The organism is Streptomyces prunicolor (assembly GCF_045162825.1).
GTDB lineage: Bacteria > Actinomycetota > Actinomycetes > Streptomycetales > Streptomycetaceae > Streptomyces > Streptomyces prunicolor.
The window spans coordinates 2,504,500-2,526,503 of sequence record NZ_CP108676.1; the positions used below are offsets into that span (position 1 = coordinate 2,504,500).

Below are 22,004 nucleotides of genomic sequence, written 5' to 3' on the forward strand. Positions count from 1 at the left end.
CGCCGCGTGGGCGCGACCAGCCACGACGAACTCGCGGCCGATCGCGCAGCGACCCCTACTCCTACTTCACACCCAGAATCTGCTCCACCGGGTCGATGGCGAAGTAGACGAGGAACAGCGCCGACACACCCCACAGCAACCAGTTGATCTCCTTCGCCTTACCGAGCACCGCCTTGATCACGACGTAAGAGATGAACCCGGCACCAATGCCATCGGTGATCGAGTACGTGAACGGCATCACAGCGATGGTGAGGAACGCCGGAATCGCGATCTCGTACTTGTCCCAGTCGATGTGCTTGACGTGGGTCATCATCAGGAACCCAACCGCGATCAGCGCGGGCGCGGCGGCCTGAAGCGGCACGATCGTGAGCAGCGGCGTAAGGAACAACGCCAGCCCGAACAACCCACCGGTGATCAGATTCGAGAACCCGGTACGCGAGCCCTCACCGACCCCGGACGCCGACTCGATGTACGCGGTGTTGGAGGACGCGGACCCGAGCCCACCGGCGACGGCGGCGGCCCCGTCGATGAACAGGACGCGACCGATGTTCGGCACCTGACCATCGTCGTCCAGCAGACCGGCCTCCGCGCTGATACCGACGATCGTGCCCATGGCGTCGAAGAAGTCGGACAGGATCAGCGTGAAGATCAGTAGGACGACAGTGATCGCGCTGGTCTCGCCGAACGCGCCGAACAGGCTGAAGTGACCGATGAGCCCGAAGTCGGGCGCTTCCACGATCTTGTCCGGCACCTTGGGCGTCATCAGACCCCAACTCTTGATGTCGGCAACGGAGTTGATGATGATCGCGAGGACGGTCATCGTGACGATGCTGATCAGGATCGCGCCCTTCACCTTGCGGGCGACGAGCGCGATGGTCAGCAGGACACCGAGACAGAAGACGAGCACGGGCCAGCCGGCCAGATGACCGACGGCGCCGAGTTGCACGGGGACCGTGGTCTGCGCGACGTCCGGTATACGACTGACGAAGCCCGCGTCGACGAAGCCGATGAACGCGATGAACAGCCCGATGCCGACGCCGATGGCCTGCTTGAGCTGTTGCGGGATCGCGTTCATGATCGCCTCGCGCAGCCCGGTGAGGACCAGGACGCAGATCAGGACGCCCTCGATGACGACGAGTCCCATCGCGTCGGGCCAGCTCATCAGCGGGGCCAGCTGGAAGGCGACGACGGCGTTGAGGCCGAGGCCCGCGGCGATGGCGAGCGGCAGGTTGCCGCCGACGCCCATGATGACGGTCATCACACAGGCCACCAGGGCGGTGGCGGTGACCAGTTGGCCGGTGTCGAGGGTGTGGCCGAACTTGTCCTTGGCGCTGCCCAGGATGATCGGGTTCAGGACGAGGATGTAGGCCATCGTGAAGAACGTGGCGAAGCCGCCGCGTATCTCACGGCCGAAGGTGGATCCCCGTTCGGAGATCTTGAAGAACCGGTCGACACCGTTCGCCGCCGGTGGTTCGGCACTTGGCCGGTCGGCCACCTTCTGTGACTCGGACATGCGGGTACTCCTCGTGGCTTCAATGATCGTGCGCGGATGCTGGCTGGATTGTTCCCGCGTTGAACCTGTTTCAGGTTTTCCCCGTGTTACGGAATCAGGGTCGGCCTGGCGGTCTACGGTCGACGGGTCAGACGCCGTTCGAAGGTCCGTACCAGATCGGCCAGTTGATCACTGCTACGCTTCCGGATCTCGTCGGGATCATCCCCGAACAAACACGTGTCATCTACATGACACTCACAAACCGCAGCGAGGAGAGGTCCGCCGTGGGCACAGTCGTCGACGACGCCGCCTCCGAGGAGTTCCACGCCTTCTTCGAGCGCCACTACGCCGAACTGTCCAGGCTCGCCCACCTGTTGACGGGTGAGGCGGACGCCGCCGACGATCTCGCGGCCGACGCGCTGCTCGCGCTCTGGCACCGCTGGGACCGGGTGCGCGCCGCCGACCATCCCGCGGCCTACGCCCGTGGGGTCGTCGCCAATCTGGCCCGCACCCGGATCCGCAGCGCGGTGCGTGAGCGGCGGCGGGTCGCCCTGTTCTGGTCACAGCGCGAGGAGAAGACCGAGAATCCGGACGTGGCCGGCGTGGTCGACGTCCAAGAGGCCCTGCGCAGACTGCCGTTCCGCAAGCGGGCCTGTGTCGTGCTGCGGCACGCGTTCGACCTGTCGGAGAAGGACACCGCGCTCGCCCTCGGTGTTTCCGTCGGTACGGTTAAGAGCCAGACGTCGAAGGGGATGGCGGAGTTGCAGCGGTTGCTCGGTCCGCAGAGCCCTCCGCTGCGGATGCACGCGGCGCTGGCACGCGGCGGCGAGAGTGGAGGGAGGACCCGATGAGGCATCAGGACGTGCACGACGACGAGTTGATCGCCCGGCTGCACGAGGCGGCCGAGGGACACGAACCCGACCGCTCCCGCATCCTGGCCCGGCTCGAACGCGGTATGGCGGCGCAGTCCCGCCCCGATCACCGGGCCACCCGGCCGCCCGTGTTCGGCTGGGTGCGGGTGGTCAGCGCGACGGCCGCGGTGGCGAGCGTCCTCGCGATCGGCGGCTACGCGGTGGCGTCCGCAGTGAAGAACAACTCCCCCGCCGAGCAGACGGTCTCCGTCTCACCGACGCCCACACCCACTCCGTCGCCGGACGCGACGAGCCGTACGCCGGTCAAACCGGTTGCCCCGAAGCCGAGTTCAGGCTCGGGCGACACCTCGCACAGCTCCCCGAAGGCGAGCGCCTCGCCGACGGAGTCCCCGACCGCCTCCACCTCCACACCCGCGCTGCCGCCAGCCTCCGGTACCCAGGACGGCCCGCTCTGGTCGGACGGTTCGATCGACCCGGGCAGCAACGACTTCTGGGCGCAGAGCGATGTCACCCTGAAGACGAGCAAGCAACTCACTTCACTCACCGTCCAGTTGAAGGTCAAGCTGACCGCCGGGGTCACCTCCGCGGGCGCCTGGCGCTCGCTGCCCGAGCAGGACTTCACGCAGACGGTGACGGAACAGGACGGGTTCCTGGTCTACACGTGGGTGCTCAAGGAGGGCCGTACGGTCGCGGTCGGCGAGTGGGTCTTCGCCGGGCAGTACAACCATGCGCGCGGCGGCCGGGACGCCAAGGACGACAGCTACTCGGCGGCGGGCACGGCGGCCGGCCAACAGCTCGCGGTGAAGGGCGACTTCGCGGCGCAGAAGTCGTAGCAGACCGTCGTAGAGAGCGGCCGTAGAGAAATCTTCGGACGCGCGGCAACCCTTTCTCCGCCGGTGGCGACGAAGAGGCGCAAGGTTCCTCTCGCACGGAGTCACACGGAGCAAGTCGCTTGAGCACGCACAAGAAGCACCTCACCCGCAGGCGGGTGCTCGGGGCCTCCGCGATCGGTGTCGCCGCCACCGGCGCGGCCGTCGCGGGCGGTACCGGCCTCCTCTCGTCCGCCAACGCCGCCGCCTTCGGCTACACCGACGACGGCTCCAACTACGTGATCACCACGGGCAGTTCACTCATCCTCAAGGTCTCCAAGTCGACGGGTGACATCACGTCCCTCGCCTACAAGGGCAAGGAGTACGAGGGCTACGGCGGCATGCACTCGCATGTCGAGTCCGGCCTCGGCGCCTCCACGGTCACCATCAAGCAATCAGGCTCGACGATCCTGGTGAAGGTCGCGCACGGCGCGATCACCCAGTGGTACGCGGCCCGCAGCGGCGAGAACAACGTCTACCTGTGGACGAACAAGGCGGACGCGTCCTTCACCGCGACCCGGTACATCGTTCGTGTGAAGGCGGGGGTGTTCCCCAACTCCGGTTCGGACGCGTGGGATTCGACCACCGACACGATCATCGAGGCCGGTGACGTCTGGAAGCACCCTGCCGGCACGACCCGCTCCAAGCACTACTCGGGCAAGCGGACCATCGACTACGACCACGTCGGCTTCACCACCGGCTCGGTCGGCCTGTACCTGGTCCGCTCCAACCACGAGAAGGCGTCCGGCGGCCCGTTCTACCGCTCGCTGCTGCGCCACTCGAACGAGGGCGGGGCGGGACTGTACGAGATCCTGCACTACAACGAGGCCCAGACGGAGCCCGAACGCTTCGGTCTGCAGGGCCCGTTCGTGGTCGCTTTCACGGATGGCGGCACCCCGTCCCCCTCCCTCTTCGCCGCGAACCTCGACACCTCCTGGGCGGACTCGCTGGGCATCACGGGCTGGGTCGGCAAGGCGGGCCGGGGAAAGGTGGCGGGGGTCGGCCTGAAGGGCATGGACGCCAAGTATCCCTACACGGTGGGCTTTTCCAACGCGGACGCACAGTACTGGGCGAAGGCCGCGGCCGGCACCGGTGCCTTCTCCTGCAAGGGGATGCTGCCGGGGACGTACACGCTGACCGTCTTCAAGGGCGAACTCGCCGTGCACAGCCAGTCGGTGGCGGTGACAGCGGGCGGTACGACGTCCCTGCACACCCTGAGCATCACAGGTGACCCGTCCGCCGCGGCGTCCGTATGGCGGCTTGGCAACTGGGACGGTACGCCCGGGGAGTTCAAGAACGCCGAGCTGATGACATACGCGCATCCCTCCGACGCCCGGGCGGAGAAGTGGACCGGCAACGTCACGATCGGGAGCGGGAGCGAGGCCGCGTCCTTCCCGGCGTACATCTGGAAGGACGTCAACAACGGGGTACTTGTGTACTTCAAGCTCACCGCGGCACAGGCCGCCGCAGCGCACACCCTGCGGGTCGGGGTGACGACGGCGTACATCAACGCCCGCCCCCAAGTCACCGTGAACGACTGGGTCTCGGCCATCCCCACCCCACCCACACAACCCTCGACGCGGGATCTCACCACGGGTTCCTATCGCGGAAACAACCACACGTTCGTTTTCAACGTCCTTTCCAGTGCGTGGAGTTCGGACGCGACGAAGTACAACGTGCTGAAGATCAATGTCGTCAGTGGTTCGACGGGGTCGGGGTTCCTCAGCCCGGGCACGTCGTTCGACTGCATAGACCTGCTGACCTGAGCCCCCCTCGGTCAGCAGAGCAACGCCCCTGCCGGTGACGACCGGCGGGGGCGTTGTCCCATGGACGTCAGGGACTCGTGCGTCGCGGTGTCCGGATGCGCAGGGCCTGGACGGACCAGTCGAAGACGGGGGCGAGACTTTCCGGGGCCGACCAGCCGTTGACCACCGCCAGCAGCTGGAGATATCGCTCCCTGCGGGGGTCGTTGACGCTCTCCAGCCGAGTCGCCAGCCGGTGGCGGAGCTCGATGTCGTCGGGACAGCCGAGAAGCTGCGCGTAGTGCGCGGTGAACGCAGCGACGAACGGAACGGCCTGAGGTGAGGCCGGGTCAATGCCGGCGGCCAGAGCCGGCCCGACCTGGTCGCGGACGGCTGCGGCGATGTCGCGGCGCGGGACCGCCGTGCCGCTTCGGGCCTGCTCGGCTGCCTGGTCCTCGGCCATCCGCCGCACGGAGGCTCGGAAGTCCGGGTCCAGGGACAGTTCGGCCAACTCCACCCACGCCTGGACCTGTTCAGCCTCCGGGTTGTCGGGCAGTTCGGGGGTCATCGAGCGCATGACCCCGGCGAATGCGGGGGCGGCGTCGTCGAGACCGCCGAATACGGCGTCGAGGAAATCGCCGATCAGACGTCGGCGTTCGTCCTCGGAGAGCTGGGCCAGCCGGTGCATGAGTTCCGTCTCCTCAGGTGTGGACCCGCGCTCGGCCACCGCCATCAACACCGCGCGCCGTATACGCAGGACCCGGATCTGCACGGCCAGCGCTTCGGCGTGCGCCGCGGCGACCTCGGGAAGCGAGAGCTCACGGTCCACGACCTTGCGGATCGTGGAGAGATCAACTCCCAGCTCGCGCAAGGTCCTTACAAGGTCCAGGCGTGCGACGGCGTCGATGCCGTAGAGGCGGTGGCCGGCCGGGCTGCGGTCCGTCGGCGCCACGATTCCGTGATCGGAGTAGAACCGGATGGTCTTGACCGTGAGACCGGTCCGCCGAGCGAGTTCACCGATCGAGTGGAGCGTGTCGCCGTCCATGCCCCCACCTTTGCGTCTCCCCTTACTGGAGACTCAAGCCCCTTCGCCTGCCGACGGGCAACCATCTCAAAGGTCCACAAGGACTAGCGCCGGATGCTCGCGGCCGAGCAGGCCTGGTGATCGTGGTTGTCCGCTCTGAAGGGCACACCGTGGGCAACGTGGGCGCCGCCCAATCCGTCCGCGTCCGCTACGGCGCACGGGATCTGGACCTCACCGTTGCGGTGAACGTGGCGTTGGCAGCGGACTACGACACCGACGCGATCCTCACCCTCGACCGGCGCGATTTCCGTGCCGTACGTCCGCTCGGCCGGCTCAAGTCATTCCGCGTCCGGCCCGCTGATCTGCCGCTGCGACGAGGGAACGGCAGGCTGCGATCTTCTGGTGCGGGGTATTGCGGCATGAACAGTGAAGCCGCGGGGCGGCGCCTTGTCCCGACGTCGGCAGCCTTGTGCGTAAGAATCGAACCGGCACTCTAAGCCTGAGAAGCTCAGGTGTTCCAGGAGCGCACCCAGCCGGCCCGAATCAGTGCCGCGTTGCGGTCGGCGCTAGACCACCCTGCCCTTGCCCAGCGAGTCACCCAACGACTTGAACATCCGTGCCAACCGCGCGTCCGCCTCTGGCGGCGGTTCCGTGATCGGTGCGCCGGCGGCGATGTGCTCGCCCACCAGCCACAGCACCTCGTACAGGTCCTCTGCGGTGTCACGGTCGAGGCGCAGGACAATGTCATCGGTCATTGGCGCAAGCTATCGCCTGAAGGGTGAGACACGAGGCGTGGGCCGTGGCTGGGCCTCTTCGTCCCGAAGCACGACGGAGACGTCAAGCCGTCCGGGGCAGGTCCTAAATCCCTTTGAGACGGTCGCGGTCTCTCCTATGTTGGCCCGCGTGACGATCGAGGTGCCCTACCAGCCAATTCTGGTTGATCAGGCGGACGTTCGCTATGCCCACGGCCCCGACTCGGCTCCACAGCCGGACGTGCCCGTCGGGGAGACGATCGAGTTCGACTGGAACGACAGCGCGATCTACCCGGGCACGTCGCGGAAGTTCTGGGTCCATGTGCCCGCGCGGTACGACCCCGCCGAGCCGGCGTCGCTGATGGTGTTCCAGGACGGGTGGTGGTACCTGGACCCCACAGGGGAGGTCCGTGGCGCGACAGTCCTGGACAACCTCGTCCACCGTGGGGACATCCCGGTCACCATCGGCGTGTTCGTCGACCCCGGCGTCTTCCCCGACGCCGAGCATCCGAAGAACCGCAACACCGAGTACGACGCCTACGACGATGCGTATGCCGGCTTCCTCCTGAACGAGATCATCCCCGAGGTCAGGAAGCGCTACTCGATCGCCGAAGACCCGGATCGCTGGGGCATCTGCGGGGGCAGCAGTGGCGGCAACTGCGCCTTCACCGCGGCGTGGCTGCGCCCGGACAAGTTCCGCCGAGTCATCGGGTACCTGTCCAGCTTCGCGCAGATGCCAGGCGGCAACCCGTACCCCGAAGTCATTCCGCGCGTTCCCCGCAAGCCGCTGCGGATCTTCCTCCAGGCGGGCCATCGTGACCTGCGCTGGAACGAGCCCGAGGCGAACTGGCTCGCCGCCAACCTGCGTGTCGCGGCCGCGCTCGCAGAGGGCGGCTACGACTTCCGTCTCGTCCTGGGTGACGGCGGCCACAGCCCCAACCACGGTGGTGTCCTGCTCCCCGACGCCTTGCGCTGGTTGTGGCGGACCGACATCGGTGGTTGCCCGGGTTGCTGTCCTTCGTCGCCGTACAGCAGCATCGAACGATGTCCCGAACAGTAGGCGCGCACACTGTCGACCCATGCCCTCGGTGCTTCGTTCACGCGGTCCGGCTGGGCGAGCCGACGACTGTCGGTGGCTGCGATGTGGTCCGCTACCTCTGCGATCAATGTGCGCATGCGTGGACTCGGCCGGTCGAGGATGACCTGGACGTCTACGACATCGTCAGGGCGGACCTGCCCGACGCCACGCTCTACGGCACTGTCTGGCAGCTGGACGCCGGTCGCGTCCTGGTGCGCGGTACGGGCGGTGAGTGGCTGCGGTGGGTCGAGCGCTGGAGGGTGATCGTCTACTGAAGACCCTCACGAGGCAGAGACCCCGGTCAACCCGCAGTGACGGGGTCCGGGGTCTCCTCACGCGTCAGGTCAGTCCATCGTCGCGCCGATAGTCGTAGACCCCGTCGTCAAGAACGTCGTCGTCGGCAACGTCCCGCTGGACGACCTCGCCCCGTACGCCGCAGTCGCGTCCGTCGACTTGAAGGACGGAGTCGCGACCCCGCTGTCCCAGTTGTTGGCCGCGGACACCGCCGACGAACCGAGCTTGTCCAGGCCCCCCTTGTTGCCGACGGCGAGGTTGCGGGCCAGGCGGGACTTGCTCGTGGCGAAGAAGAAGCCGGCCTCCGTGTTGGCGTAGGCCGTGTTGCGGTTGAGGATGATCGCGCCGGTGTTGGAGTTCTCGGTGAAGCCGTTGAGGGTGTTGTCCCAGGCCGCGTTGTCGTTGACGACGTGTGCGACCGAGACGCCTCCGCCGCCGAGCTTGAAGCCGTTGCCGTTGCCCTCGAAGGCTGAGTCGTTCCAGCGGTTCTTCCCGTTGCCGAACGCCCAGGAGTGCTCGATGGTGACCGGCGAGGAGAACTGCCACAGGTCGAGGCCGTCGTCCGAGTTGTTGTAGAGGCGGGCGCCGGTGACCTTGTTGCCGGTGCCGGAGCCGAACTTGATGGCGATGCCGTCGGCGTTCTGGCCATGTCCTGCGGCGTCGTAGTTGCCGTAACTGTCCAGGTTCTGGACGAGGTTGTTCGTGGTGCCGTCGCCGCGCAGGGTGAAGCCGGAGTCCCCGTTGTTCGCCGTCACCAGGTTCTTGAAGATGCCGCCGACGGAGGACGTCGCGACGAAGCCCTGGGCCGGGGAACTCTGGAAGGTGAGGTTCTGGACGGTCCAGTAGTCGCCGTAGATGCCGGCCAGCCACTGGCCCGCGGGCAGCTTGGAGCCGTCGATCTTCACCTTCTCCGTGCCGTACGCCTCCAGCGTGATGCGGGCCGAACTGGTGCCGTTCGCCGTGGACTTGAGGGTCGCGGCCGGGGTGTAGGTGCCTGCCCTGACCTGGATGACGGTTCCCGCCGTGGCGTTGGCCACGGCCGACTCCAGCTGGGCGGTGGTGGACACGGTGACCGTCGACGAAGCGGCTTGCGCGCCGCCGCTGTTGAGGCCGAGGTAGACGCCGCCCGCCCCTGCGGCGACGGCCACCGCGGCGGCGATCGAGAGGGTGCGGGTCCTGCGGTGGCGTCCGGTGCTCGTGCGCACGGCGTTGGTTCCTTTCCTGGATGATGAGGACGAAACGGGCCCGAGGGGCCGCCCCGGCCCGTTTCTGATCCCTGGTCGCCGCCGCGGCCGGAAAGGGTTGCCGCGGTCACGGCAAAAGAACCCGGGAAAGGAACCGAAACTTTCGCTCCGCCCCGTCCCACCCGCACCGATTGACGCCCCGCACCCCACTGGTGACACTCCGAAGGCACAGCCATTCAACAGAATCCCCCACACCCCCACAGGATGTGCCATGCGACCCCGCACCGCCCGCACCCTCCTGCTCCCCTTCCTGACCCTCCTCACCCTTCTCCTCGCCCTCCTCGCCGCCCCACCCAGCACCGCGCACTCAGGAGCACCGCCCGTGACCCACCCCAAATACGCCGGCTACCTCTTCGCCTACTTCACCGGCGAGGGCACCGCCGACGGCGAACAGATCCGCTACGCCCTCAGCCGGGGCAACGACCCGCTGCACTGGCGGGAGTTGAACCAGGGCAAGCCGGTCCTGACGTCGACGATCGGCGAGAGGGGGCTGCGCGACCCGTTCGTGATCCGCTCCCCCAAGGGCGACAAGTTCTATCTCATCGCCACCGACCTGCGGATGTACCAGAACAGCAGCGGGAGTTGGGACGACGTCCAGCGGCACGGCAGCAAGTCCGTGATGATCTGGGAGTCGACCGACCTGGTCCACTGGACCGACCAGCGGCTGGTGCAGGTGGCCCCGGACAACGCGGGCAGCACCTGGGCGCCGGAGGCCTATTGGGACGACTCGCTCGGTGAGTACGTCGTCTTCTGGGCGTCGAAGCTGTACGCCGACGACGACCCCGACCACACCGGCTCGACGTACAACCGCATGATGTACGCGACGACGAAGGACTTCCGCACCTTCAGCGACCCGAAGGTCTGGGACGACCCCGGTTACTCCGTCATCGACTCAACTGTCGTGAAGTACAAGGACACTTACTACCGCTACACCAAGGACGAACGCGACCCGTCCTCCAGCTCCCCCTGCTCGAAGTTCATCACCGGTGAGAAGTCGACCTCGCTGACCTCCACGTCGTACGAATTCGTCTCGGAGTGCGTCGGCAGCGGTGCGATCGAGCGGGGCGAGGGGCCGACGGTGTTCAAGTCCAACACCGAGAAGAAGTGGTATCTGTTCGTCGACGAGTACGGGCTGCGCGGCTACGTCCCCTTCGAGACCACCGACCTCGACTCCGGCCAATGGACCCCGTCCACGGACTACCAACTGCCGGCAAGCCCCCGGCACGGCACGGTACTTCCGGTGACACAGGCGGAGTACGACCGGCTGCTGGCCGCGTATCCGGCGACCCCCACCTCGGTCGTGGACGCAACGGCACACGGACAGGAGGGGTACGCGGTCGTCACGGAGGCCGCATCGAAGGTCGTGCTGCCGATGCAACCCGGCGCGGATCTAAGGCACTTGGCGCCGACCCTCGCGATGGGCGCGGACGCGACGATCAGCCCGCCGTCCGGCAAGCGACGCGACTTCCGCACACCACAGCAGTACACAGTCACGGCCGCGGACGGGACGAGCCGGACCTGGACGGTGGAAGCGGTGCCGACCCGAAGTCCCGTGCTGCCAGGGCTGACCGCCGATCCGGACGTGCACTATCTCGACGGGCAGTACTGGATCTACCCGACGAGCGACGGCTACGCGGGCTGGAGCGGGACGAGCTTCAAGGCTTACTCCTCAAGGGACTTGGTCCACTGGCAGGACCACGGAGTGATCCTCGACCTGGGGCCCGACGTCTCCTGGGCCGACAAGAACGCGTGGGCGCCGGCGATCGCGGAACGCGACGGGAAGTACTACTTCTACTTCTGCGCCGAGCAGCAGATCGGGGTCGCGGTGGCGGACTCCCCCGCCGGCCCGTTCAAGGACGCGCTCGGCAAACCCCTTGTGGCGAAGGGTGGTTCGTTCAGCGGCCAGATGATCGACCCGGCCGTCTTCACGGACGACGACGGGCAGTCGTATCTCTACTGGGGCAACGGGCACGCGTACGTGGTGCCGCTGAACGCGGACATGACGTCGTACGACGCGACGAAGGTGAAGGACATCACGACGGGCGACTTCCGTGAGGGGTCCTTCGTGGTGAAGCGCAAGGGGACCTACTACTTCATGTGGTCCGAGGACGACACCCGCAGCGAGAACTACCACGTGGCCTACGCGACGGGACCGTCCCCGCTCGGTCCGTGGACCAAGCGGGGCACGATCCTGTCCAAGAACCCCGAGTACGGCATCCTCGGCACCGGCCACCACTCCGTGGTGAACGCTCCGGGGACCGACGACTGGTACATCGTCTATCACCGGTTCGCCCTGAACGGGCCGGGAAAGCCTGGTGGGGACGGCACCCACCGGGAGACCACGATCGACCGCCTGCGCTTCGCGGCGGACGGCACGATCCTGCCGGTGGTGCCCACCCTCGGGTCGGTCAGCCCCGTACGGACGACCCGTACGGACTAGCTGACGAAGTAGGTCGGGTTCGGGATCTTGTACGTCTTGTCGGCGTAGCCCCCGTCGAGGTCCGAGTACTGGTCGCCGAAGTTGGCGATGATGTTGTACCCGAGGTCCTCGATGTGCTTCCTGGTGCCGGACTTGTACTGCACGGTGGTGCAGGTCCAGGTACCGGCGGTCGCGCAACCGCTCAAGTACGACGGCGGGTTGGCCGTGTTCTTGAGGAACATGTGGTCGGCGTCGAGGTTGACGTCGGCGCCGACCTTCTTCAGGTTGTCGACCGCGTAGGTGCGCTGCGCCTCGCTGAGACCCGAGTTGTAGAACACCGTGACGCCCTTGGACGCGGCGTACTTGACCAGCTCGGGGGTGCCGAAGACCTCCGGGCGGTTGGCCTGGGCGACGTACGCGGCCCAAGTGGCCGAGCTGTAGCCGTAGTTGTTCTTCTTCTCGTAGTCGAGGCTGAGCAGCAGCGTGTCGTCGATGTCGAAGACGACCGCGGGCTTGACGCCCTTGTGGTGCTTGCGCACGGCCTCGTCTATGTACTTCTTCGCCGACGCGTCGATGCGCGCCAGGTCCTTGGCGTACGGGCTGGTCGCCGAGGCCTGGTAGACGCCACCGCTGTCGAGCGCGGTGCCGTAGTAGGTGTCGATGTCCTTCGTCAACAGGCCGATGTTGTACGGCTCGTGCGTCGAGTTCGCCGTCGACTGACCGGCGGTGGCGACGCCACTGCCGTACAGGGCGGCACCGGCGACGACACAGGCGGCGCCGAGGGCGGCCGCTCTAAGGGACTTCCGCATGGAATCTCCGGATCTGGTTCCGATGGGTGATGCACCAGGTCAGGGACTGTCTACGCGCATCACGCGCCGGGCGCGAGGAGCGTTATCCGATCGATATGCAATCCACAGGGCGGGTGATTACCCGCGCATGGGCCTCACTTGACCTTCTCTTGGCGGGCCTCCCCTACCGTCGTGGACGCGACTGCGAACGGGGGAACGCGCGATGGGTGACGGCAACGACCCGGCCAAGGTGCTCGACATCAAGACCGCCGACGTGGCGGACGGTCATGTCGACAACGACGAGTTGACCGCCGGGATGTTCACCGAAGTGAAGGTCACCGATGCGGACGGTGCCGGTGAGCGGTGAGGACGAGGCCCGGAAGATCCTGCTGGATCTGGGCCTGTGGTGGCCGGAGGCCGACTCCGGGAAGCTGCGGTCGGCGACCGCTGACACAGAACACATCACCGAAGGAGAACCGAGAACGTGATCGACATCGTCTTCGCCCTGGGCGGTCTGCTGGCTCTGTGGTGCGGATTGAGCTGGGCCTTCGATGTGCGGGGGATCACCACGCGGAGGTCCGAACGGATCCGGCGCAAGAACGAGGCGGCATGGGCGGCGGTGGGGCGCCTCGGTGGTTCGCCCACCGTTTTCGCGACCGTCGGCTATCTGCGGTTCCTGGGTGTCGTCATGGCGGGCGCGGGGCTGCTCCTCCTGGTCGTGGCGTATGCCCTGTGGCACCTGTCCGCCTAGTGCCGGCGCGGGCTCGGCCGACCTTCTGCGGCATCTCGGCCGAGCCCACACCACACCTCAGTTCATGACGTCAGTTCATCGTCGCGCCGATCGTCGTGCTCCCCGTCGTCAGGAAGGTCGTGGACGGGAGTGTGCCGCTGGACGAGCGGGCGTTGTACGTCGTCGACGCGTCCGTGGAGACGAAGGACGGGGTGGAGATGCCGGAGTCCCAGTTGTTGCCGGACGAGGTGACCGCGGAACCCTTGCTCACCGAACCGCCGCCGTTGCTCACCGCGAGGTTCTTGCCGAGTTTGGCGGAGCTGGTGGCGAAGTAGTAGCCCGAGCCGCTGTTGGCGTACGCGGTGGTGCGGTTGATGACGATGGCGCCGGTGTTGGAGTTCTCGGTGAACCCGTTGCCCGAATTCCCCCAGGCGGCCGAGTTGTTGACGACGTGGGCGACGGTGACGCCGTTGCCGCCCAGCTTGTAGCCGTTGCCGTTGCCCTCGAAGGCGGAGTCGCCCCAGCGGTTGATCCCGTTGCCGAAGGACCAGCTGTGCTCGATGGTGACCGGCGACGAGAAGGACCAGAGGTCGATGCCGTCGTCCGAGTTGTTGTACAGGCGGGCGCCGGTGACGAGGTTGCCGGTGCCTGAGCCGAACTTGATGGCGACCCCGTCCGCGTTCTGGCCGTGCGTCGCGGCATCGTAATTACCGTACGAGTCAAGGTTCTTGACGGTGTTGTTCACCGTGCCGTCGCCGGTGAGCGTGAAGCCGGAGTCGCCGCCGTTGATGGTCTTGACGTTGCTCCAGTTGGTGCCGGTGCAGGACTGGCAGACGACCGCGCTGTCCGGGGAGTTCTGGAAGGTGAGGTTGGAGACGTTCCAGTAGTCGGCGGTCAGCTTGAAGATCCACGACCCGGACGGCAGCGACGAGCCGTCGATCTTGACCGTCTCCGAGCCGTACGCGGTGAGGGTGATCGGCGCGGAGGAGGTGCCGTTGGTCGTCGACTGGAGGGTGGCCGTCGGGTAGTAGGTGCCGGCGCGGACCTGGATGACCGTGCCGGCGGTGGCGTTCTTGATGGCGCTGGTCAGATCGGTGGAGTTGCTGACCACGACGGTCGCCGCGTGTGCCGGGGTGGCGATCACGGCGAGTCCGAGCGAGGCCGTGGTCACGGCGAGCGCGGTGAAGGTGCTGATACGACGCATGACGTGCGGGTCCTTTCGTCGATCAGAGTGGGCGTACGGGTCGCCAGTCACCGAGGTAGGCGGCAAGGGTGTGCAAGTCGGCCTCGGCGGGCGTGAGTTGGGGCCGGTTCTCCGGGACGGTGATCACGGAGCCCGGTCCCGTGTTGCGGTACTCGTGGAAGCGCATCGACTGCCAGGGGTAGGCGTCGCGCATGTTCGTGTAGGGCGCGACCGGGTCGATGCCGGGCCCGATCCGGGTGTCCCGCACGACGAGGGACGGCCAGGCCGTCGTCTCGTACGACGGGACCCACGGCCGGGCCAGCTTGTAGGCGGCGTCCTCGGCGCCGGAGGTGATCCGCGAACGGACCGCGAGGATGCCGTACGGGTTGGCACGGGCGGTGGACGGGGCGAAGACCATGCCCTTGGGCGTGAAGGCAACGTCCCGTTGGAGGGTGTGGAAGTGGCAGTCCACGAAGACCGCCGTGGCCCGCCCGAAGACGAAGTCGACGTCCCCCTCGATGTAACAGCCGGAGAAGTACTGCCGGTTGAAGGCCTCCAGCGCCGTCGTGTCGACGAACAGCGTGTCCTGGTGGGCCAGCAGGCGGACGTTCGAGAACCGCGAACGGTCCCCCGTCACATACGCGGCCACCGCCTGCGTCCCCGTGATCTCCGGATGGTCCGCGCGCAGCCAGTCGTTGGCGAGGGTCAGGTCGCGCACGGTCAGCCCGGGCGCCGCCGAGGTGAACGTCGCGGAGCCCGCCGTCCCGTACGTCCCCGAACCGTCCGGTTTCTGCGTCCCGTTGGCGTTGTCGTAGACGATGACGACGTCACGCGGATCACGAGTGGCGCCGCGCAACGTCAACTCGCCGACCTCCGCAGGCACGTTGACGACTTCGCGGTACGTCCCCGGGTGCACGACGATCGTCCAGCCGCCGCCCTCCACCGCGTCCAAGGCCGCCTGCACCGAGTCACCGGGCCGGACGTGCAGGACATGACGACGGTCGAGCGCTACGGCGGGCCCGGCACCGGCGGCCACCAGACCACCGCCGATTCCGGTCAGCCCCGCCATTCCTGCCATTCCCGTCAGAAGCGTGCGTCTGCGCAGGGTCATCTCAGCGCCTCCGCCCGGGTGTCCAGTCGCCGAGATACCCCTCGCGGGTCGCCGACGCGGCCTGTTCGGCGGTGAGTTGGGGCCGGTTCCCCGGAACGCTGATGACGGCACCCGGGCCCGTGTTGCGGTACTCGGCGAACCGCTGGCTCTGCCAGGGATAGGTGTCCGACATGTTGGTGTACGGCGCCACCGCGTCGATCCCCGGACCCAGAGCCGTCTCCCGCACGGTAAGCATCGGATGGGCGGTGGTGTCCGAGCCGGGCACCCAGGGACGGGCCAACTTGTAGTAGCCGCCCGGGGCTTCACTGCTCACGCGGCTGTGCGTCACCAGATATCCGCGCGGGTTCGCGACCGCCGTGGAGGGCGCGAAGACGAAGCCGTACGGTGCCGTCGCCAGGTCGGTGCGGTCGAGCGTGCGGAAGTGGCAGTGGTCGTAGACGGCGGTCGCCCGCCCGAAGACGAAGTCGACGTCTCCCTCGATGTAACAGCGCGCGTAGTACTGACGGGCGAAGACGCCGAGGGCCAACGAGTCGGCGTACAGGGTGTCTTGATGGCCGAGGAAGTGGCAGTCGAAGAACGCCGAACGATCGCCCTGCACCTTGATCGCGACCGCCTGTGTGCCGGTGATGTCGGGGTGGTCGGCGCGCAGCCAGTCGTTGGCGAAGGTGATCCGGCGGGCGGTGAAGCCGTCGGTGCGGATGGTCGTCGTGGCCGAGCCGGTGGTGCCGTAGGTACCCGAACCATCGGGTTTCTGCGTCCCGTTGGCGTTGTCGTAGACGATCACGACATCACGCGGATTCTCGCTCGCGCCGAGCCAGGTCATCTCCGTCGCGGCGTCGGTGAGTTGGCCGGTGGTCGGGTCGGTGACTCCGGCGATGACCGTCTCGCGGTAGACGCCGGGGGCGATGACCAGGGTGTATCCGGCGGTGGTCGCGGCCGACACGGCTCCCCGGACGGTGGTGAAGTCGCCCCGGCCGCGCGGGTCGACGTACAGGGTGAGCGGGGTCAGGCGCGCGGCCGGTGAACCGTACCGGCCGAACGGGCGCGGCCGGCCGGCGGCCTGGGCGGGTCCGGAAACGAGGCCGAGCGCGGCGCCGGCGGCGACGGTGCCCGCGGCGAGGAACCCCCGTCTGGACAAGGGGCGTTGGAGGTGGTCGGGCGAGGGCATGCGGGTGCTCCTTATGACGGAGGGTCAGCGCAGGCGACCCGCACCGGCGTTGTGGTCGACGACGTACGGCACGGCCCTCGCGGGGTCGATCTTCGTGCGCAGGGTCGGTGTCCAGCCCGCGCCGGACTGGAGGATCTCCGTGGGCACACCGGCGTTGTGGACGGCGATCAGGTCGGTGAGCTCGCCGTTGACGTAGTTGTCGTCGGCGGTGAGCGGCGCCTCGGACCACTTCTTGAGGATCGTGGCCTCGGAGATGCCGGCCGGGACGGTGAACGCGTTGTGTTCCGCGACGAGTTGGGACTCCAGGCCGATGCCGTAGCTGTAGCCGTATCCGGGCTCGGCGACGAAGTGGTTGTTGTAGGAGTCCACTTGACCGAAGCGGACCCGGGGTGCGCGCTCGACCAGGTTGGAGAACAGGTTGTGGTGGAGTGTCACCTTCAGGTGACCCCGGTCGACCGCGGCGGTGGAGGCGCTGTCGCTGTTACCGATGAGGATCGTCTTGTCGTGGTCGCCGAAGACGTTCCAGGAGGCGGTGACGTAGTCGGCGCCCTTGACGATGTCGAGTTCGCCGTCGTGCTGCTCGAAGATCCGCCCGAAGTAGGTGGGCAGCGTGCTGTCCGGGTGGTCGCCGTCGGTGAACGAGTCGTGGTCCAACCACACATGCGTGGAGCCGTAGATGACGGCGCTGTCGTACTCGGAGTTCCAGTTGCCCGTGTCCCCGTCGGTCGGGTCCCACTGCGGGAAGCAGTCGAGCGGGCTCTCGAACGAGAGGTTCCGGACGATGACGTTGTCGACGGCCGTGATCTGGAGGCTGGCGCCCTTGAAGCCGGCGTTCTTCCCGATACCGATGAGAGTGGTATTGGCGGGGATGAAGGCCTTGATGGCGGTGTTCTGGTTGGCGCCGGAGACGCGGCGCAGGCCCTCGGGGCTGTCGGCGGGTTCGTTGTCGAGGTTCTGGTCGTAGCCCCAGACTGCGGGGTCGTAGGTGGCGAGGTACTGCGCGAAGTCGTAGCCGGGCGCGGCGAAGGAGTCGCAGCCCTCGGCGTTGGCGTCGATCACGCCCTTCACTCTGATGATCTTCGGCGCGCTGCCGCCGGCGGCCAACGCGGCCTTGAAATCAGCCCAGTTGGTGACGGTGTAGACGTGCTCGGCGGTCGCGCTCGCACCACCGCTGGTGCCGGTGCCGTAGGAGCCCCAGCCGTCACCGGCGCCGAGGGTCTGCCGGTCGAGGGCGCGCGGATGGGCCTGGGCCGTGGTCGTGGTGACGGCGAGGGCCAGGGCGGTGCAGCCCACCAGCGTTGCTATGACACGTCCATGACATTTCTGTGTGCGCATCGTGCGGGTCTCCTTGCCTACGCGTCCGAGGCGTCGCTCGCCTCGGGCCAGGTGATCCAGGACGGGGGAATCTCGTCGTGCAGCCGGACGAACTCACGTGACGCGAGCACCCGGGTGCGCAGCAACTCCCGCGCCACGAGCCGCGCCACGGCGATCGCACCGGGCGGATTGAAGTGCGTGTTGTCCTGCTCGGTGTCGGTCCAGTTGAAGTAGACCTTCGTCTCCTCGACCCCGAGCCGCTGCCACAACGCGAGCGACAACGCCTCGATGTCGAGCAGCGCGACACGTTCCTGTTGGGCGAGCGCCCGCATCGCCCCCGGGTAATCCCCGTGCGTCGGCAGCGCGTTGCCGTCGACGTCGAACCTGCGCCGCTCGACGGGGGTGGCGAGCACGGGCCGGGCGCCACGGCCTCGGGCCCCGTCGATGTACATCCGCAGATAGTCCTGGTAGGTCGTCCAGGGCTCGGTGTACCGGATGGGGTCGGCGATCTTCTCGTCGTTGTGCGCGAACTGGATGAGGAGGAGATCGCCGGGCCGGATGTCGGCGAGAATCGCGTCCAGCCGTCCCTCGTCGACGAAACTCTTGGAACTCCGGCCATTCACCGCCTGGTTGGAGACCTTCACGCCCTTCCGCAGGAAGAAGGGGAGGGCCATTCCCCACCCGGTTTCGGGCGCTTCGGGGATGTACTTCTGGGCAGCCGTGGAATCACCGGCAATGTAAAGAGTGCGGTCCTTCCGCCCGCCCAGGCGAAGAGGAACGGCGGCAAGCGCCGCAAGAGTGACCTGTCTACGACTTAAGGACACAGGGGTGCCTTTCAACGCAGCTGAGGTGCATGTCTTTAGGGGCGCGGGGAACTGCGCGGCCAGCCACAACGGGTCGGCAGTCCCCCACAATCCGCAACCACCCGAATCAGTGGTTCTGCTTCCAGTCCGCCTGAGCCTTGTTCAACTGGTCGGCCAACGTGTCCAGAAACTCCTTCGCCGTCATCTTCCCCAGCAACAGCTTCTGGAAGTTCGGCTCGTTGTCCGCCTTGGAGATCGTGTTCCAGTCCGGCAGGTAATACGGCAGCTGCACAATCTTCGTGGACGCCCCGTTCAACGCCGCCGCAGCCAACTCCGTGGGCTCGGACTTCTGAATCCAGGCCGCACCGGCCGCATCCGTGTTGGCCGGCACCTGCCCCGCCGACTCGTTGTACTTCGAGTTCTCCGCCGCGGACACCGCGAACTCGATGAACTTCCAGGCCGCTTCCTTGTTCTTGCTGGACTTGAACAGACTGAGCCCGTCAACGGGGTTGGAGATCTGCACCCGCGTACCGTCGTCCAGCGTCGGATTGGGAATGCCCTTGAACTTGTCCGCGCCCAACGCCTTCAGGTGATCCTGATAGGACCCGAGGTTGTGACTCAGCATCCCGATCGTGCCGCTGTCCCACTGCGCGACCATTTTCGTGAAGTCGTTGTTGAGGTCGGCGGACGGCGTGTCCTTCTTGAACAGCCCGACGTACTTCGCCAACGCGGCAACATTCTTCGGGTCATTGACCGTGGTCTTGTCCCCGTTCCAGAAGGACGTGATCCCGGTCTGCCCGTACACCGCGTCCAACGCGGGCGCGATCGAACCCTCGCCACCCCGAATGGTGAACCCGAACTTGTTCTTCGCCTTGTCGGTGAGCTTGTCCGCGGCGGCGTAGAACTTCGACCAGGTGGTCGGCGCGTCCAACCCCGCCGCCTTGAACAGATCGGTGCGGTACCACAAGGTCCCATTGTTGGCGGAGGTAGGAATCTGGTACAGCGTGTCCCCACCCCCCGCGCTCTTGCTGACGTCGAGCAGGTTCTGGCTCAACTTCCCGTTCAGGGAACTCGACTTGAGCCGGCTGTCCAACGGCTCCAACGCCCCCTGCACCGCTACCTCCGCGAGCACGGCCGTCCCCACACCGCCGACGTCGGGCAGCCCGCCGCCCTGGATCGCGGTGTCGTACTTGGACTGGGCGCTCGCGGCCGGTATCCCGACGTACTTGACCTTGATGTCGGGGTTCTTCTTCTCGAAGTCCGCGATGATCTGCTTCCAGATGTCGGTGCGGACACCGCCGTTGTTGTCCCAGAAGGTGATCGTGCCCTTGCCGGACCCCTCGTCGCCCTTGTCCCCCGCGGCGCCGCTGCCGTCGTCGCCGCACGCGGTGGCGGTCAGCGCGAGCACGGAGCCCAGGGCGACGGCCACGGCGGCACGCCTGCTTCTGCGGATGCTGGTCTTCATAGAGCGGCTCTCTTCTTGTGGATACGACGGTGTGATCGCCTCGCGGGCGGTGGGCAAGCGCTTGCCACGGAGGTGCGTCATTGCGACTCCCAACAGGCGTACGGGCAGGGCGAGTCAACGGAGCGACTGAACAGGACGAGTTACTGGAGAGAACTGATCCGGAACCGCGTGAACGTGGCCGCGCCGGCATGTCCCGTGCCGACGGGCGCGAGCGAGAAGAGCCCGAGCAGGGCGCCGACCCAGCGCCAGGGGGTGGCGGCGAAGACCTGGCCGGTCGCACGCGGCCCGCCCCCGACGTCGTAGAAGAAACGGCAGCGCGCCCCGGTGCCGATCTCGATGCGCAGCCGGACGCGGCCCTCGGGGGCGAGGCACGGCTCCCCCGCGTCGCGTTCGCGCTCGGCGACGGGCTCCGCGAAGCGGTGGACGAACATCACCCTTCCGTCCGCGCCCCGCTCCAGCCCGATCCAGCTGTACGCGTCGCCGAGCACCGCGAGTCCGGCTCGCGCCCCCAACTCCTCGCTGTGCAGCCGCAGTTCGACCTCGACGGCGACGGGCGTGGCGGGCAGGCGCTGGGTGAGGAGATTCGGGAGCCTGCGCAGGTCGTGCGCGTCGGCCGTGCGGGCGCAGGTCAGGCGTAGGCCGTCGCCTGAGTGGTGGGTGGCCCAGCCGTCCTGCGGGTTCGCCGTCCACTGCCACTGGCGGCCGTACCGTCCGCCGGGGAAGTCGTCGTCGGTGGCGGGCGCGGCGGGCGGCTGCGGCGGGAGGTCGGGCTTCCGGTGTACGGCTACGGGGGCGCCCGCGTCGCCGACGACCGGCCAGCCGTCGGCGCCCCAGCGCATCGGCTGGAGGTGGACCAACCGGCCGTAGGCGCCCCGCTGTTGGAAGTGCAGGAACCAGTCCTCGCCGGACGGGGTGCGCACCCACGCGCCCTGGTGGGGGCCGTTGACGTCGGTGTTCCGCTGCTCCAGGACGACCCTTTCCTCGTACGGACCGAAGAATCCGCGTGAGCGGAACGCGCCCTGCCAGCCGGTCTCGACTCCCCCGGCGGGGGCGAAGATCCAGTACCAGCCGTCGTGTTGGTGGACCTTGGGGCCCTCCAGGGTGAACCAGCCGGGGATGCGGTCGGCGTCGACGATCACCTTGCCGTCGTCGAGCAGGGTCGTGCCGTCGGGGTGCATACGGTGGCCGGTGAGGCGGTTCTTGATGCCCGCGCGGGACTTGGCCCAGGCGTGGACGAGGTAGGCCTCGTCGTTGTCGTCGTCCCACAGCGGGCACGGGTCGATGAGGCCCTTGCCCTCTTTGAGGAGGTGCGGGCGGGTCCAAGGGCCGCGTATCTCGGGGGCGTTGATCTGGAAGATGCCCTGGTCGGGGTCGCCCCAGAAGATCCAGAAGCGTTCGTCGTGGTACCTCAACGCCGGTGCCCACACGCCGCAGTCGTGCCGTGTGGTCCTGAACTCCCGTTCCGGTTCCAGGCGTTGGAGGGCGTGGCCGATCAGGGTCCAGTTGACCAGGTCGCGGGAGTGGAGCAGCGGCAGGCCCGGTACGCGGCCGAAGCTGGACGCGGTGAGGTAGAAGTCGTCGCCGACGCGGATGACGTCCGGGTCGGACCAGTCGGCGTTCAGGACGGGGTTCGTGTACGTCTCGTGGGTCACCGGC

General features: G+C 67.4%; 20 protein-coding genes and 1 pseudogene. 9 read left to right on the top strand and 12 right to left on the bottom strand.

The features are described from left to right. Positions 1–61 precede the first annotated feature (61 nt). Positions 62–1,513, bottom strand: a complete 1,452-nt coding sequence (locus tag OG588_RS11230; RefSeq protein WP_405947151.1) for an NCS2 family permease — start codon at positions 1,511–1,513, stop codon at positions 62–64. Positions 1,514–1,776: 263 nt separating this feature from the next. On the opposite strand from OG588_RS11230, the gene OG588_RS11235 reads away from it, so the two are divergent. From OG588_RS11235 to OG588_RS11245, 3 genes are all read left to right on the top strand, one after another. Continuing rightward, a complete protein-coding gene (locus OG588_RS11235; RefSeq protein WP_019060605.1) occupies positions 1,777–2,343 on the top strand; it encodes a SigE family RNA polymerase sigma factor in 567 nt (188 codons plus the stop codon). Further along, a complete protein-coding gene (locus tag OG588_RS11240; protein ID WP_405947152.1) occupies positions 2,340–3,197 on the top strand; it encodes a hypothetical protein in 858 nt (285 codons plus the stop codon). Before OG588_RS11235 ends, OG588_RS11240 begins: the two co-directional genes overlap by 4 nt. Before the next feature lie 119 nt (positions 3,198–3,316). Then, a complete protein-coding gene (locus OG588_RS11245) occupies positions 3,317–4,999 on the top strand; it encodes a rhamnogalacturonan lyase B N-terminal domain-containing protein (protein WP_405947153.1) in 1,683 nt (560 codons plus the stop codon). 67 nt (positions 5,000–5,066) lie between these two features. On the opposite strand, the gene OG588_RS11250 is transcribed toward OG588_RS11245, so the two are convergent. Then, positions 5,067–6,020, bottom strand: a complete 954-nt coding sequence (locus tag OG588_RS11250; protein ID WP_405947154.1) for a MerR family transcriptional regulator — start codon at positions 6,018–6,020, stop codon at positions 5,067–5,069. Positions 6,021–6,166: 146 nt separating this feature from the next. Between OG588_RS11250 and OG588_RS11255 the strand changes: the two are divergent. After that, positions 6,167–6,370, top strand: a pseudogene (locus OG588_RS11255) (VapC toxin family PIN domain ribonuclease); the annotation flags it as partial. Positions 6,371–6,565: 195 nt separating this feature from the next. Here OG588_RS11255 and OG588_RS11260 read toward each other — a convergent pair. Continuing rightward, positions 6,566–6,754: a hypothetical protein gene (locus tag OG588_RS11260; protein WP_019060600.1), complete on the bottom strand. Its 189-nt coding sequence runs from the start codon at positions 6,752–6,754 to the stop codon at positions 6,566–6,568. 148 nt (positions 6,755–6,902) lie between these two features. Here OG588_RS11260 and OG588_RS11265 point away from each other — a divergent pair, with 148 nt between their 5' ends. Together OG588_RS11265 and OG588_RS11270 are read left to right on the top strand one after the other, a co-directional pair. After that, the gene (locus OG588_RS11265) at positions 6,903–7,811 is read left to right on the top strand and encodes an alpha/beta hydrolase (protein ID WP_405947155.1); all 909 of its coding nucleotides are present in this window, start codon (positions 6,903–6,905) and stop codon (positions 7,809–7,811) included. Continuing rightward, positions 7,796–8,104: a hypothetical protein gene (locus OG588_RS11270; protein ID WP_405947156.1), complete on the top strand. Its 309-nt coding sequence runs from the start codon at positions 7,796–7,798 to the stop codon at positions 8,102–8,104. The genes OG588_RS11265 and OG588_RS11270 overlap by 16 nt, the downstream gene beginning before the upstream one ends. A 69-nt stretch (positions 8,105–8,173) precedes the next feature. On the opposite strand, the gene OG588_RS11275 is transcribed toward OG588_RS11270, so the two are convergent. Continuing rightward, entirely contained in the window at positions 8,174–9,328 is a 1,155-nt protein-coding gene (locus tag OG588_RS11275; RefSeq protein ID WP_405947157.1) for a right-handed parallel beta-helix repeat-containing protein, read from the bottom strand. A gap of 250 nt (positions 9,329–9,578) precedes the next feature. Here OG588_RS11275 and OG588_RS11280 point away from each other — a divergent pair, with 250 nt between their 5' ends. After that, positions 9,579–11,807 (top strand): family 43 glycosylhydrolase, encoded by a 2,229-nt coding sequence (locus tag OG588_RS11280; RefSeq protein ID WP_405947158.1) that lies wholly within the window; start codon positions 9,579–9,581, stop codon positions 11,805–11,807. Here OG588_RS11280 and OG588_RS11285 read toward each other — a convergent pair. Further along, positions 11,804–12,595 (bottom strand): HAD family acid phosphatase, encoded by a 792-nt coding sequence (locus tag OG588_RS11285; protein WP_317770391.1) that lies wholly within the window; start codon positions 12,593–12,595, stop codon positions 11,804–11,806. The two genes, OG588_RS11280 and OG588_RS11285, sit on opposite strands and share 4 nt — an antisense overlap. Before the next feature lie 202 nt (positions 12,596–12,797). On the opposite strand from OG588_RS11285, the gene OG588_RS11290 reads away from it, so the two are divergent. Together OG588_RS11290 and OG588_RS11295 are read left to right on the top strand one after the other, a co-directional pair. After that, positions 12,798–12,941 carry a hypothetical protein gene (locus OG588_RS11290; protein WP_405947159.1) on the top strand — a complete coding sequence of 48 codons (144 nt, stop codon included), beginning with the start codon at positions 12,798–12,800 and terminating at the stop codon, positions 12,939–12,941. A 117-nt stretch (positions 12,942–13,058) separates the two neighbouring features. Continuing rightward, positions 13,059–13,325 (top strand): hypothetical protein, encoded by a 267-nt coding sequence (locus OG588_RS11295; protein WP_405947160.1) that lies wholly within the window; start codon positions 13,059–13,061, stop codon positions 13,323–13,325. A gap of 70 nt (positions 13,326–13,395) precedes the next feature. Here the strand turns inward: OG588_RS11295 and OG588_RS11300 are convergent, their stop codons facing one another. The 7 genes from OG588_RS11300 to OG588_RS11330 form a co-directional block, all read right to left on the bottom strand. Further along, entirely contained in the window at positions 13,396–14,499 is a 1,104-nt protein-coding gene (locus OG588_RS11300; RefSeq protein ID WP_405953092.1) for a right-handed parallel beta-helix repeat-containing protein, read from the bottom strand. Between the two features lie 31 nt (positions 14,500–14,530). Then, entirely contained in the window at positions 14,531–15,592 is a 1,062-nt protein-coding gene (locus OG588_RS11305) for a pectinesterase family protein (protein WP_405953093.1), read from the bottom strand. 7 nt (positions 15,593–15,599) lie between these two features. Then, positions 15,600–16,766, bottom strand: coding sequence for a pectinesterase family protein (locus tag OG588_RS11310; protein WP_405947161.1), 1,167 nt, complete (start codon positions 16,764–16,766; stop codon positions 15,600–15,602). 24 nt (positions 16,767–16,790) lie between these two features. Further along, positions 16,791–18,101 carry a polysaccharide lyase family 1 protein gene (locus OG588_RS11315; protein ID WP_405947162.1) on the bottom strand — a complete coding sequence of 437 codons (1,311 nt, stop codon included), beginning with the start codon at positions 18,099–18,101 and terminating at the stop codon, positions 16,791–16,793. A 17-nt stretch (positions 18,102–18,118) separates the two neighbouring features. Further along, entirely contained in the window at positions 18,119–18,904 is a 786-nt protein-coding gene (locus tag OG588_RS11320) for a rhamnogalacturonan acetylesterase (RefSeq protein ID WP_405947163.1), read from the bottom strand. Positions 18,905–19,010: 106 nt separating this feature from the next. Next, positions 19,011–20,348 (bottom strand): ABC transporter substrate-binding protein, encoded by a 1,338-nt coding sequence (locus OG588_RS11325; protein WP_405947164.1) that lies wholly within the window; start codon positions 20,346–20,348, stop codon positions 19,011–19,013. 140 nt (positions 20,349–20,488) lie between these two features. Next, on the bottom strand, positions 20,489–22,000 hold the full coding sequence (locus tag OG588_RS11330; protein ID WP_405947165.1) for a family 43 glycosylhydrolase: 1,512 nt from the start codon (positions 21,998–22,000) through the stop codon (positions 20,489–20,491). Between the last annotated feature and the right edge of the window lie 4 nt (positions 22,001–22,004).

Coding starts and splice junctions, on each gene's coding strand:
- OG588_RS11230 (WP_405947151.1), bottom strand. CDS start 1,513: ATGTCCGAGTCACAGAAGGTGGCCGACCGGCCAAGTGCCGAACCACCG.
- OG588_RS11240 (WP_405947152.1), top strand. CDS start 2,340: ATGAGGCATCAGGACGTGCACGACGACGAGTTGATCGCCCGGCTGCAC.
- OG588_RS11250 (WP_405947154.1), bottom strand. CDS start 6,020: ATGGACGGCGACACGCTCCACTCGATCGGTGAACTCGCTCGGCGGACC.
- OG588_RS11260 (WP_019060600.1), bottom strand. CDS start 6,754: ATGACCGATGACATTGTCCTGCGCCTCGACCGTGACACCGCAGAGGAC.
- OG588_RS11270 (WP_405947156.1), top strand. CDS start 7,796: ATGTCCCGAACAGTAGGCGCGCACACTGTCGACCCATGCCCTCGGTGC.
- OG588_RS11280 (WP_405947158.1), top strand. CDS start 9,579: ATGCGACCCCGCACCGCCCGCACCCTCCTGCTCCCCTTCCTGACCCTC.
- OG588_RS11285 (WP_317770391.1), bottom strand. CDS start 12,595: ATGCGGAAGTCCCTTAGAGCGGCCGCCCTCGGCGCCGCCTGTGTCGTC.
- OG588_RS11290 (WP_405947159.1), top strand. CDS start 12,798: ATGGGTGACGGCAACGACCCGGCCAAGGTGCTCGACATCAAGACCGCC.
- OG588_RS11310 (WP_405947161.1), bottom strand. CDS start 16,766: ATGCCCTCGCCCGACCACCTCCAACGCCCCTTGTCCAGACGGGGGTTC.
- OG588_RS11315 (WP_405947162.1), bottom strand. CDS start 18,101: ATGCGCACACAGAAATGTCATGGACGTGTCATAGCAACGCTGGTGGGC.
- OG588_RS11325 (WP_405947164.1), bottom strand. CDS start 20,348: ATGAAGACCAGCATCCGCAGAAGCAGGCGTGCCGCCGTGGCCGTCGCC.